We start from the raw sequence: 13,146 nt of genomic DNA on the forward strand, positions 1-13,146 counted from the left end.
AGCAAAATCATTAAATCACTTGATTTATTAACTACCATCGTATTGCTTTTTTATATTGCCTTTGTGGGGGTCAAATTATTTAATTCAGGTGCTCCGGCACTTAGTAACAGTTTAAAAGGTTATGCAGTGTATGATATAGAGGCTGTACCTCATGAGCCAGTTAGCGTTCGTAGTTTAGACGACTGGTTTAGGAAAAGAGTAGTGGTTTATCCGACCAGCAGCGCCCTGGTGGATTTGAGGTTTAAATCTTACGACGAACTTTTTTCGGTACCTGCTCTTTTATACCAAGTTTCCCAAATATTTTACTGGTTACTCATTGGCTTCCTCATTTTATGCATAAAAAAGCTCTTTGGTTCCTTTCGTAGGGATGAAGTATTTACCACAAGGAACGCCTCATTAATTTTGTGGGGCTCAACGGTATTGATTTTACTACCAGTAATGCGATCCATAACTCAGCATCTTTTTATCAACTGCATCACCAAGTTACACCTCAACGATTCAGGTTATTCGTTGCGAAACGGAGTGGGATTTATTGCCGCTGAAACGATGATTGGATTGGCGCTGTTAGCGTTCGGTTTGGTCTTCAAAACGGCGATAGATATAAAGAAGGAAAACGATTCGTTTATTTAGTGATATGCCGATAGTTATCAATTTAGATGTCATGTTAGCCAAGCGAAAGATGTCGTTAACGCAGTTGTCCGAAAAAGTTGGGCTAACGATAGTCAATCTGTCTATTTTAAAAACAGGGAAGGCAAAAGGGGTGAGGTTTGAAACGCTGGAGGCCATATGTAGAGTTTTAGATTGCAAACCAGGAGATATTATCGATATCGATTGAAACGAGCATGTCAATAATTCGAACATTTCTCTTGTTTGTTCATTGGCCGCCAACCGCTGCGGTTATTAGCGTGCGGTCTGGTCAGCTCAGTTAACGAAATTGAGTGGGGGCCGCGCGAGCAACAGGGGCTGATTCTGATAAGTCACTATTCTGCTGCAAATAAGCGCTGTCGCCGGGCGTCTTTAACTTTAACCATTTTATTGCTAACTCATATGCTCTCTCTGAACTACATGCTACATCTGGATTCAACCCACGATCAATAATCTTCTTATCACGACTACACAAATACATAGTGGCTAAAAATAATTTTGCATTGCTATTAAATTCCATCAGTTCTAGCGCCGAAGTAAGTCCTTTTGTGGGTGTACCAAAAGTCATGGTGTTATTTTGAAATTTGAAAGAGGCGGCTAAAGATTCTCCGGCACTTGCGGTTCTATCAGACATCAACACGGCAATTGGTCTATCTTTATTTAAAAGGTCGAAATTTAAAGCCGAGTTTTTTTCCACCATCCTATCCTCAAAGCGGAAGTATTCATTGGTGCAATATTCTGAAAAATACTCTCCTTTGTTATTCATCCAATATCCAATTAACGAATCTTGAAACATCGGGGCTAGGCCTAATGGCATCATTGAAGCCATCCCTCCCATATTTTCTCTCAAGTCTATAATCCAACCTGTAATAGTTGATGATCTGTCCAGCTCATATAATGATTCCCTAATTCGCCTCGAATAAATTCTTGAATTTTCAACATTCGCAATAAACCCTGTAAGTTTTATATAAGCGATATCTTCATCAATAATTTTTGTGTCGATATCAGGAATTGGCAATGCGTCAGCTGTAAAATTATTCGGGGTTTGAGGGCTTACAAAAACACTATGTCCATCATCGATTAAGCTAACGATGTAACCTATGGCACGATAGACATCTTCGTTATTCTGAAAATGGCTAATTGAATCCGTTACCGTGCGCTTTAAGACTTCCCAATCTATTTCACTTTTTTTAATAGAGCGTTCTTCAATGATGTTAAATGCCTGTTCAAAGAAATCATTGTGAGTCCATTGTTTTTTATTTTGGCATGAAAGCACCAACAGGATTGAGAGTGTTAATATAAAATATTTGCTCATTATTCTTTGTGTTCTGGTTTATGCCCTATATCCTGCAATACGACGTTATCGATGAGTTCGTTCGGTTCAAACATATTGGTAGTCTTTTTGGGTTGCCGCAGCGTACAAACAGGCCCTGCTGTAAAGCTACTCAAAAATCCCCAAGTTTTAACCGTCAAAACTGCTATGCATATGAGCGGTTGGCAAGACCTTATCAATAAGCTACGGCAATTCACTGCACAACAATCTATCCTAACTTATGATGGAATTAGGTAAGTCATCAGGAGTATCAAGCATTAGTCAATCAGATATCCAATACCTATGAGCTGGGTAGGCAGCGGGCTGCCCGAGCCGTGGATACACAGTTAGTAAATACCTATTGGGAAATCGGGCAATACATTGTTGAGTTCGAACAGGAGGGAGCTAAGCGCGCGACGTACGGAAAAGATTGCTGGAACAACTGGCGACTGATTTGACTATGCTCCATGGTAAAGGTTTTAGTAGGTCAAATTTAAACGACATGAGGCTGTTGTATAGAGTATACCTATTTGTGAGGAGCTTCCTCACAAATTGAGCTGGACCCATTTGTGTGAGCTGGCTAAAATTGATGATCCTCTAGAACGTGCATTTTATGAAAAGCAGGCAGTCATCGAAAAATGGTCCACCACAGAACTCAAACGTCAAAAGAAATCCTCCTCGGATTTACAACCAGCGGCGCTGGCACTCCAGTGTTGATTTCCTTACACCGGAAACGCGCACCGTCATTCGGGAGACATGAGAAAGAGATGGAAAAAATAAAAGAAAAATTGCCGCCCCAGTGAAAGTGAACCCGAGTATTGCGGATAAAAACAAAACTGAGTATCCTTGTAAAGTAATTTCAGGATTAACCAAGAATTCCTGTAAAGTTCTTTTAGGATTAATGGTTAAATCTGTAAAGTTTTTTTAAAGCGAGACAGGATCAGCTTCACGGTTATAGCCAAGAAAGGGTGCCCGAACGTTTAAAGAGGCACCCTTATCTAACTTATCAATAATTTTCGTGTAATGAAAAAGGTAGGGTGCCAGTGGACTCGTATCCCTCAAAGCGATAACCACTATTTGGATTGTGATTTCGGTTACCTCCTCTGAGGTTAAAGCCGCATTGCTCGGCAATACCCTTCAGCAATGTGGACTTTCCAAACCCGGTGTATTGACCGCATGTAAAGAAAATTATTCCTTTCTGAAAAGAGCAGGAAGCAAGCTGCAGCGATCCGTTTATTGCCGTCTACAAAAGCAGAATACGGCAGCTCCCCACAGTTTGACCGGGGAAGGGCACGGGTCCTGAAGCATTTTCTGGAGATGGACCGAATCTACAAGACGGCGTGGTTTTTCGACCGGTACGAGGAGCAGGCACGAAAGAATATCGCTGCCGAACTGCAAACCTTGGAGGCGCAGTAGCGCGACGGCGCGGCGGGAAGCCATAACCTGCCGCGCCTCGTTTAATGGATTGTTAACCTTATGTTAACAGCGTACCGCTATCTTTGCCGCCGAAGCATGGCGGCGCTTATGCAGAATCATACGACAGAAGAACTTTTTCACCTAGCCAAAACAGGGGATAATGCGGCTTTCACGGCCCTCTACCGCCGTACCTGGCGGCCGCTGTACGAGCTCGCTTACCATAAGACGAAGGACGAAGACGAAGCAAAAGATATTGTTCAGGATATCTACATTGTGCTGTGGCAGAAGATCGGCACCATTGAGCTGCAGGGGTCGGTAGCGGCGTACCTCTATAGCATGGCCAAATACGAAATTATTCGACGTATGCGGCAGTTCTTAAAAGCCAAGCAGCATCACTACGATTACCAGCAGCTGATCGACTCCATGGTGGCGCCAAGCTACCAGGCGATCTTTGCCGACGAGCTGAAGCAGCGCCTGAATAGCGAAATCGAGGCGCTTCCGGAACGGCAACAGCGCATATTGCGGCTGCACAGCGAAAAAAATTATACCACACGGGAAATCGCCGACGAGCTTGACATCGCCGAGCAAACCGTAAAAAATCAGCTGGTACACGCACGGCGCAAGGTGCGTAGCGGAATCAAGGCCGGAATCTTATCGTCCATTTTGCTTTAAGTTACTGCGATTACAATTCCGACACGATTTCTTAACAATTTCATCATCGTTACCCATAGGTACTCCCCTCGCATTTTTTACTCATGTGGGTAAATAAACGCGGAGATGACAAAGCAAGCGATAAGCGATTTGCTGGAGCGCTACCTGGCCGGCCGGTGCAGTCGGGAGGAGCAAGAGTGGATTGACCAATGGTTCGACCAGCAAGAACCGGTCACGACGGCGTTGACGGAATCCGATGCCGACCGGCTGGCCGATGAAATCCTCGCGGCCATTAATGAACGGACGGTAGCGGCTGCACGCCGCAGTGACATGCGGATGGGCCGGAAGGCATGGTGGCGGGGGGTGGCTGCCGCCATTGTCCTGCTGGCGGGGGCGGGCTACCTGTTGGTAAGTCAGCGGGAAAGCGCGCCTGCACAGGAGCAACTGCCCGTTCGCTCGGCTTTTACGTTACACACCGCACCCGGTCAGCGTGCCCGGCTCACCCTGCCCGACAGCAGCGTTATCTGGCTGAATGGCCGCTCGGCCATCCGCTACGATAAGGTATTTGACGGCGCGATACGGGAAGTTTTCCTGGACAGTGGGGAGGCCTTCTTTGAGGTGCAGCCCGACCCGGACCGGCCTTTTGTAGTGCATGCCGGCGAAGTGGACACCCGGGTACTCGGTACCTCGTTTAACGTGGAGGTGGCCAACCATCGCAACGAATACCAGCTTACCGTAGCAACCGGAAAGGTAAGCGTAGGCACCGCGGAGGAATTGCACGTGCCGGCCACGGTGCTGGAGGCGGGGCAGCAGCTGGTTTACAACCGTAATGCCGGCAGCCACGACGTGCGCACCGTCGATCCGGCAGATTTCAGCGCCTGGACGCGGAAGGTGCTCGTGTTCCACCATGCACCGTGGCCTGAGGTTGCTGCGCGGCTAAGTGCGTGGTACGGTGTGGACGTGCAGTTGCAGCTGCGCCGAGGTGCGCAGGAAACATTTACGGCACGATTCGAAGATCCCTCGCTGGCGGCGGTGCTAAACGCCCTGCAGAAGATCAATAAATTTCATTATACCATTAACAGGAAGGAGGTCCGCATTACTGATTAACCACATACCCAAAAAAAAGGCCAGAACTGCTGACAACAATTCCGGCCGAGAACGTTTTCAATTGCTTTTCCACAAACGAATCAAAAACAACAAGTAAAGATATGCGAAAAATATCAAAACTGCATACGTATATAGGTTTATTTATGAAATCATCAGTAGTGACTCTCTGTGTAATTGCCGCGACTGCCGGCACGTTGCTGGCTCACCGGAGCGACGCGCAGGAGGCGGCAAACACCATGATACAGTTTTCATCGAAGCGGCTGTCGCTCATCCAGGTGCTGGAAACTGTGCAGGAACAGTCGGGTTTCAACCTGATCTACAGCCCCACGCAGATTGATGGGGATCGCGTTGTCGAAATGCCGGCAGCAGAAACCAACCTGGAGGCCCTCCTCCACTATTTAACGGCCAATGCACCCATTGTCCATGAGATCAAAGGACAAAACGTTTACATCAACCGCAGGCAGCAGCCGGGGCGCGTGACCGGCAGGGTCGTCGATGCGGAGGGCAGGCCGCTGATGGGGGCGAGCGTCAGCCTCGTGGGGGCAAATGCTGCCGCCATGAGCGGGGAAGATGGTGGCTTTGCGCTGCGCATACGGCCGGGCACCTACACGCTGCGGGTGAGCTATATCGGCTATGACGCCTATGAGCAGCGGGTGGCAGTTGCAGAAAATGAAGATACGCCGGTCAATGCGATGCTGCGCGGAGCGGGCCAGCTGGCTGAAGTGGTGGTCAGCTACGGTACACAGCGCCGCCGCGAGATCTCCGGAGCTGTCGAAGAAATCAGCGCCGCTAATTTGCAGGATATGCCGGTGGGGCAGTTCGCCCAGCAGCTGCAGGGCAAGATCGCCGGTGCACAGATTTACCAGACCTCAGGGCAGCCGGGAAGGGGAATGTCGTGGCGGATCCGCAATGCAGCGTCCCTCTCTTCGGGGAATTCCCCGCTTTTTGTGATCGACGGCATGCCGATAACGGGAAGTATAAACAACATCAACCCGGCGGAGATCGAGTCGTTTACCGTGCTGAAAGATGCCGCGGCAACGGCACTATATGGCTCCAGGGCTTCCAACGGGGTGATTTTGATCACTACGAAACAGGCCCGGCCCGGCGATGCGACCAAAATCGAACTCAACACCAATGTGGGGATCCAGCACATTCCGAGCCGCGGCGTGCCCGTGATGATGAACGCCCGGGAATATGCGACCTTCATGAACGAGCGCTACCAGGATATGATCCGGTATGAGGGGTATACCGGCGAAATTCCGGAAGTATACCAAAACCCCGAACGGTATGGCAAAGGTACCGACTGGTTTTCGTTGCTGACGCGCACGGCGCCCATCCAGAATTACGACCTCACCTTTACCAGCGCCGGCGAGCATTCCACCTCATCGGTGGTAGCGGGTTACCAAGACCAGCAGGGCGTGGTTGTCAATTCCGGTACCAAGCTGTATTCGCTGCGCATCAACCAGAACTACCGCATTGCCGACGACCGGCTGCAGATCGGCTTCAACTTGGCGCCGAGCTACCGGCTGGACCACAACAACCGGCTGGCGGATGGTATTCAGGGCATTGTGCAGAAGACCTCGGAGGCCAGTCCGCTGATCGATCCGTATGATGAAAACGGCAACCTCGTAAAGCATGCGAATTCGCCGGGCATGGTCGGCTACATTAACCCCTTGGCGCGGTATACCGAAGTGATTGACGACTACATCACTACGCGCATCCTGGGAAATGCCCACCTGAACTACCGCATTTGGGACGGCCTGCATGTGAAAGGCCTGTTCGGCGTGGACAAAGGCGCAGAAACACGGCAATTTTTTTCGCCGGCGCTGATCAACGGAGATGATATTTCCACCGGCACGAGTAGCTCGGTGGATAACTATAGCTATACCGCGGAGGCCAATCTGAACTACAATAAGACCTGGAAGTCGCACGATATCGATGTGTTGGCCGGGTATTCCTTCCAGTCGTTTCGGCAAAAGAATAATTCCGTAACCGGAAGAAATTTTTCGAGCGACGACGTGCCGTACCTAAATGTGGCTGCTAACATTACCGGCGGGTCGAGCAATGCGGCGGCCTACAGCCTCCTTTCGTACCTTGGCCGGATAAACTACAGCTTCAAGCGCCGTTATTTACTTAGCGTTTCCATGCGTCGCGATGGGTCCAGCCGTTTTGGCGAAAACCAGAAATACGGGTCGTTTCCTTCCGTTTCTGCGGGATGGATCATCAGCGACGAGGCGTTTATGGATGCCTGGAGTGGCACGCTGAGCATGCTCAAGGTGCGCGGCAGCTATGGTATAACCGGAAACAACAACATTGGGAATTATACCCATGTCGCCCGGCTTGGTGGCTCCGATTACGTGGCCAACGGGGGGCTGGCTCCGGGTACGACCATTACTGCGCTGGGTAATACCAACCTGGCCTGGGAACGGAGTAAGCAGCTCGACGTGGGCCTCGACGTGGCGTTTCTCAACGATAAGCTGTTTTTTACGTATGACTACTACCGAAAGCTGTCGGATGGGCTTATCCAGAACCGGCCGATTCCACAGGGTTCGGGCTATTCGAGCATCACGTCGAACGTCGGTGAAATCCGCTTTTGGGGGCATGAGTTTAGTGCCGGTGGCCGATTCGACTTCGGTAAACTTCACTGGAATACGGCATTCAATGTTTCGTTCAACCGCAACCACATCGTCTCGCTCGTGAGTCCGGGATACTTCCGCCGGAACAATACGACCAGCGCCGATTATTTCCGCAACCAGGAAGGGTACCCGCTAGGCATGTTTTTCGGATATGTGTTCGAAGGCCTGTACCGGGATGCTGACGATCTGGCAAACTCGGCTAAGGAAACCAATTCGGACGTGGGTACCATCAAAATGCGCGACATCAACGGCGATAACATCATCGACGAAAATGACCGCACGTTTATCGGCGACCCCAACCCGAACATGCTTTTTGGCTTGACCAACAATTTCACCTATGGCAGACTCGACCTAGGAATTTCCATGGCCGGCGCCACCGGCGGGGATCTCATCCTCCCTGCTAAATGGGCGTATCTGACCAACATGGACGGCGCGCGTAACCTCTTGGCGGAAGCGGCGGACCGCTGGCGGTCGGAGGAAAATCCCGGATCGGGCAAGTTTCCACGCACGAAGACCGGTACTACCGGTATTGGCAGGCAGGTCAACTCGCAATGGGTGGAGGATGGCTCATACCTGAGCGTCAAAAACATTACCCTGGGCTACCGGCACCCGATTAAAAATGCGGGCCCCATCAAGCAAGTTCGCCTGTATACCTCCGTCCATAATGTGTTTATCCTCACCAACTACTCGGGGATGAATCCGGAGATCAGCCTTAACGGCCTGGACGGCGCCAGCATCGGGATTGATGAAAACGCCTATCCCGTGCCCCGCACATTTTCCTTTGGCTTAAACGTACTTTTTCAATAACCGATTAATGGACTGTACTCATGTTTAGATATATTTATATTTTTATGACTACCACGGCGTTGCTGTTCGTGTCGTGTGAACACGCGCTGGACCTGATACCTGAGGACCAGGTTTCGGGCGGCAATTTCTTCAAAACGGAGGCCGACTTTACGCAGGCACTGAATGCGGCTTACCATCCACTGCGGGTTGTTGGACCGGATTATTACATCAGTGAAATGCGGTCTGACAATACGCATTACGAACATAACCCGGCCATCCAGGGGACCGCGGTGGCCATGCGCTCGGACATCGCTAATTTTACCAATGACGCCAGCAACAACTACTCCAACCAGATGTATTATGAAAGCTATAGGGGAGTCTCCCGGGCCAATATCATCCTCGGACAGATCGACCAGTCGGCCTTGAGCCAGGAGGCAAAGAACCGCTTCAAGGGGGAGGCGCTGTTTCTGCGCGCGTTTTACTATTTTAAGCTGGTGCGTTATTTCGGTGGCGTGCCGCTCTACCTGCAGCAAGTGACCAACGAGGAGGAAGCCTTTCTTCCGCGGTCGCCAAAGGCGGAGGTCTACAACCAGATCGTTGCTGATGCCCGGCAAGCGATCGATCTGTTGAACGTCCCATCCGGCTTCCCCCAGTCGGGTTATGCAACGAAAGGATCGGCTACCATGCTGCTGGCCGACGTGTATGCCACGTTGGGGCAATACGACGAAGCCGAAAAATTGCTGCTCGATCTGGGTACGATGGGGTATGACCTGCTTAATAACTATGCGGATGTGTTTTCGACGGCCAATAAAAACAGCCGGGAATCGATTTTTGAAGTGCAGTTTATGCAGGGGCTGGAAACGGGTATGCAAAGCAACTTTATCTACATATTCCTGCCGAAATGTTATAACACGTCCCTGATCACCTTCGGTGTGCCCACACGCAATACCGCTACCGATGGCGGGGGAGGATGGAATACCCCAACGCAGGACCTGATCAATGCCTACGAGCCGGGTGATCCGCGTTTGGAGACATCCATCGGTATCGCTGAAGGTACTTATGACGGTAGCTATTACTTTACGCTGGAAGCTAACAAACCTGTGACAGGTTACGAAGCACCCGCCGGTAAGGTGGGCGTGCCGTACATCAAGAAGTACCTCAATCCGCACAGCAATCCCAACAATACCAACGACAACTGGCCGGTGTATCGTTATGCGGATGCGCTGCTGTTGCTCGCTGAAGTTCAGAACGAACAGGGGAAGACCGCCGAAGCGCTGGTGCACCTAAACAAGGTCCGCAACCGGGCGATGCCCGACGCGACGCCACTGGCGACGGGTTCAAAGGAAGTACTGCGCGAGCTAATTCTCCGTGAACGCCGCGTGGAGCTGGCTTTTGAAAACAAGCGCTGGTTCGACCTGATCCGGGCTGACAAGGCTGTGGAGGTAATGAATGCCTATGGCGAAGCGATGAAACAGCAGCATTCCTACTTGTTGCCGGCTTCGTATCAAGTCGATGAGCGTAAGCTGCTGTACCCGCTGCCATTTGCGGAAGTGGGGGTAAACCCTGAGTTGGCAAACGATCCAGATAACCTGTAATCGATGAATATGATGATAAAAAAATTGATAAACCTGCTCTATGCCGCGGTACTGATAGCGCCGGGGGCTGTCTATGCGCAACCTGCTGGACACGCGGGAGAGGCGAAGACGTTTTCGATTGCCGTTATCCCCGACACCCAGTACAACACGGAGGAAAGCCAAGGGGGTAATAATGCGCTGTTTGAAAGCATGATCCAGTGGGTGCTGGACAACCGCGAGAAAGAAAATATCGTATACTTGGCGCATGTGGGCGACATTACCGACAAGGGCGATAGCCAGCCAGAGCAATGGGTTAATGCGGCGAAGGCCCTGTATCCACTCGAAGAACCGCTTCCCGGCCTGCCGCACGGCCTGCCGTACGGCTTGGCGATCGGCAACCACGACCAGTATCCCAGCCAGTTTGCGGTAACCGGCAAAACGGAAAACTACAATAAGTATTTCGGGGTGGACCATTTCAAGGGGCGCGACTACTATGGCGGACATTTCGGCGACGATAACGACAGCCACTACGACCTGATCTCTGCGGGTGGGTTGGACCTGATTATCATCTACATCGAATACGACGCTTTTGACGAGCAGCAGGATGCCATGAACGACTGGGCGGTGGAATTGCTGCAGCGCTACAGCGACCGAAAGGCGATCATCGTGAGTCATTACATACTGGGTTTCAATCCGGTAGCGGGCAGTAATGTCGCCGGACCGGCGGCCTTCGGTAAACAGGGCCAGCGGCTGTACGACCGGATCAAGACGCAGCCCAACGTGTTCCTGATGCTGTGCGGCCACGTGGGCGCTAATGGCGAAGGTTACCGGCAGGATACCTATGCGGGGCATACCGTCAAGACGATGCTGTCAGACTACCAGAGCCGGCCGATGGGAGGGAACGGCCTCATGCGGCTGCTGACATTCGACCTGGAAAAAGACGTGCTGCATGTGCGTACGCTGTCGCCGTACCACGGGTTGGAAGAAACGGACGACGACAGCCGGTTTACCGTGCCGCTCTTCCGCGAAGCTGCTGCAAGTCGGCAGTTCGATTTTAACTTCGATGGCAAAGCGGATATTTTTCGATTCGTGGGCGGCAACTGGTATGACGCCGAAGGGATCAAAGCATCGCTGGGCCAGAAAGGCGATATCCCCGTGCCCTCGTATTACCGCCACTTCGGCAAAACCAGCCCCGCGGTGTACCGCCGGGCAGCGGCGGCATTTTACCTGAATGACTGGGAGGCGACCCCATTGGGCGAGGTGGGCGACGTGCCGGTGCCGGCAGACTACGACGGCGATGGCGTCGCCGATGTGGCCGTATGGAATCCGCGTACCGCAGAGTGGCTGGTAGCCGGAAGTGAACCGGTAAAGCACGGGTGGGCGGAGTCGGTGCCTGTGCCGGCCGACTACGATGGAGACGGTGCCGCCGAACGGGCGGTCTGGCGATTCAGTAACAACACGTGGTACATTGCAACGGTGGGTAATGTGCCGTTCGGCGAAAATGGCGACGTACCGGTGCCGGCGGATTACGACGGCGACGGTAAAGCCGATATGGCCGTCTGGCGCCCCGCGACCGGCGAATGGCTGGTCTATGGACAGGAGGCCCCCCTGGCTACGCTTGGAAAACGGGGCGACCTGCCCATACCGGGCGACTACAGCGGCTCGGGCAGGGCGCAGGCGGCCGTATTTGATCCGGCGGAAAAAGCGGTGATCCTGGAGAATGGAACACGTATTCCCATGGAAGCGTCCATCGACGAGGTGGTCAACCTGCCATATGCGATCAAGGCCTATTACCTCGAATTGCTAAAAAAGTAAACCAACGGGTACGTTAATTGCCAAAATCCTGTCCCGCAACCGCGGGACAGGATTTTGTTTATGCGGCAGGTTTATCGTTGACGATGCCTACCAACTGCCAGAAGTATACTTAATCGGCATTTTGGAGTTCAGTATGGATACCAATGAACAGGATCGTTTAGGACCTTCTATTCAATACGCTGATGGTTAGTTTTTTCACCGTTTCCATCTCTTCCGGTTTGCTCGCTGCAACAAATAATGTTAAGGTAGCCAATGCTTCGTTGCTGATGATTGGTGTATTGGCCGCATCGTACAGCAAATTATTCCTTTCTAAAAAAAGCAGGAAGCAAGCTGCAGCGATCCGTTTATTGCCGTCTACAAAAGCATGGTTCTTGATAACCAGGTACAGTAAAGTTGCAGCCTTTTCCTCCAGCGATGGATAAAAATCCTCATCGGCAAAGCCTTTGCTGATTTGGGCGATAGCGCTTTGGAAACCCTTGTCTTTCTCCTTGCCAAATATCTCAGATGCAAAATCGGTTTTCATGGTATTGATGAGCTCTTGGTACTCTTCCAGGGTAGGATAGGAGGCAGGTTTTTTGGTCACACCCTTTTCGTCCAATTGCTCGTGATCGTAGTCATCGAGCAATTCAAGCCCTTTCGCAAATCGCGTCAACCAATCCAACTGCCCGTCAGTTGGTTGTTTTTCAATAGCACGGCTTAGTATACGGATACCGTCTTTCAGCGTTTGGACTTCCTGTTGTTTCTGGGCGAGCCGCCTTTCGTTGATCGCATAGCCCTGCACAAGATATTCCCTGAGTCGTTGCGTGGCCCAAATGCGGAATTGTGTAGCTTGGATAGATTTTACCCGATAACCTATCGATATAATGGCATCTAAGTTGTAATGTTTCTGATTACGTTTAATAGTGCGATTGCCTTCCTTCCGAACTTGTAAGAAATCCTTACAAGTTGCTATCTCTTCCAATTCATATTCGTTATAAATACTACGAAGATGCATTGTGATGTTTTGAGGAGTTGTTTCAAACAGTTTGGCTATCTGTGCTTGTGTCAACCAAATGGTGTCCTGTTCAAACCTAACTTCCACTAAGGTTTGTCCATCCTTGCTTTGATAAATCTCGATTTGGTTTTCGGTCATAAGATTCATATTCGGTGGATGATAAAACTGTGATCCGTTGAGATCATGTGCTCATGACAAAGGTAAAAATAA

12 protein-coding genes are annotated in these 13,146 nt (G+C 50.9%); 10 read left to right on the forward strand and 2 right to left on the reverse strand.

Annotated elements, in window-relative coordinates; translation table 11 throughout:
* The first annotated feature begins 63 nt into the window (after positions 1 to 63).
* A complete protein-coding gene (locus tag ACFOET_RS18135) occupies positions 64 to 630 on the forward strand; it encodes a DUF2975 domain-containing protein (protein WP_379025298.1) in 567 nt (188 codons plus the stop codon).
* A gap of 31 nt (positions 631 to 661) precedes the next feature.
* Positions 662 to 835 carry a helix-turn-helix domain-containing protein gene (locus tag ACFOET_RS18140; protein ID WP_456320337.1) on the forward strand — a complete coding sequence of 58 codons (174 nt, stop codon included), beginning with the start codon at positions 662 to 664 and terminating at the stop codon, positions 833 to 835.
* Positions 836 to 925: 90 nt separating this feature from the next.
* On the opposite strand, the gene ACFOET_RS18145 is transcribed toward ACFOET_RS18140, so the two are convergent.
* Positions 926 to 1,960, reverse strand: a complete 1,035-nt coding sequence (locus ACFOET_RS18145) for a S41 family peptidase (RefSeq protein WP_379025302.1) — start codon at positions 1,958 to 1,960, stop codon at positions 926 to 928.
* 287 nt (positions 1,961 to 2,247) lie between these two features.
* Here ACFOET_RS18145 and ACFOET_RS18150 point away from each other — a divergent pair, with 287 nt between their 5' ends.
* From ACFOET_RS18150 to ACFOET_RS18185, 8 genes are all read left to right on the forward strand, one after another.
* Complete coding sequence (locus ACFOET_RS18150) at positions 2,248 to 2,415, forward strand: DUF1016 N-terminal domain-containing protein (RefSeq protein WP_379025318.1); 168 nt, start codon at positions 2,248 to 2,250, stop codon at positions 2,413 to 2,415.
* A 70-nt stretch (positions 2,416 to 2,485) separates the two neighbouring features.
* On the forward strand, positions 2,486 to 2,674 hold the full coding sequence (locus ACFOET_RS18155) for a DUF1016 N-terminal domain-containing protein (RefSeq protein WP_379025320.1): 189 nt from the start codon (positions 2,486 to 2,488) through the stop codon (positions 2,672 to 2,674).
* Positions 2,675 to 3,193: 519 nt separating this feature from the next.
* Positions 3,194 to 3,373 carry a hypothetical protein gene (locus ACFOET_RS18160; protein ID WP_379025304.1) on the forward strand — a complete coding sequence of 60 codons (180 nt, stop codon included), beginning with the start codon at positions 3,194 to 3,196 and terminating at the stop codon, positions 3,371 to 3,373.
* Positions 3,374 to 3,433: 60 nt separating this feature from the next.
* On the forward strand, positions 3,434 to 4,045 hold the full coding sequence (locus ACFOET_RS18165; protein WP_379025306.1) for an RNA polymerase sigma factor: 612 nt from the start codon (positions 3,434 to 3,436) through the stop codon (positions 4,043 to 4,045).
* Positions 4,046 to 4,150: 105 nt separating this feature from the next.
* On the forward strand, positions 4,151 to 5,131 hold the full coding sequence (locus tag ACFOET_RS18170; RefSeq protein ID WP_379025308.1) for a FecR family protein: 981 nt from the start codon (positions 4,151 to 4,153) through the stop codon (positions 5,129 to 5,131).
* A 143-nt stretch (positions 5,132 to 5,274) separates the two neighbouring features.
* Entirely contained in the window at positions 5,275 to 8,574 is a 3,300-nt protein-coding gene (locus ACFOET_RS18175; protein WP_379025310.1) for a SusC/RagA family TonB-linked outer membrane protein, read from the forward strand.
* Positions 8,575 to 8,594: 20 nt separating this feature from the next.
* Positions 8,595 to 10,148, forward strand: a complete 1,554-nt coding sequence (locus ACFOET_RS18180) for a RagB/SusD family nutrient uptake outer membrane protein (RefSeq protein ID WP_379025312.1) — start codon at positions 8,595 to 8,597, stop codon at positions 10,146 to 10,148.
* 9 nt (positions 10,149 to 10,157) lie between these two features.
* Positions 10,158 to 11,942 carry a metallophosphoesterase gene (locus ACFOET_RS18185; RefSeq protein ID WP_379025314.1) on the forward strand — a complete coding sequence of 595 codons (1,785 nt, stop codon included), beginning with the start codon at positions 10,158 to 10,160 and terminating at the stop codon, positions 11,940 to 11,942.
* Positions 11,943 to 12,099: 157 nt separating this feature from the next.
* Here ACFOET_RS18185 and rhuM read toward each other — a convergent pair whose 3' ends face one another.
* The gene (gene rhuM / locus ACFOET_RS18190) at positions 12,100 to 13,083 is read right to left on the reverse strand and encodes a RhuM family protein (RefSeq protein WP_379025316.1); all 984 of its coding nucleotides are present in this window, start codon (positions 13,081 to 13,083) and stop codon (positions 12,100 to 12,102) included.
* Between the last annotated feature and the right edge of the window lie 63 nt (positions 13,084 to 13,146).

The organism is Parapedobacter deserti, assembly GCF_042646065.1.
Lineage (GTDB): Bacteria > Bacteroidota > Bacteroidia > Sphingobacteriales > Sphingobacteriaceae > Parapedobacter > Parapedobacter deserti.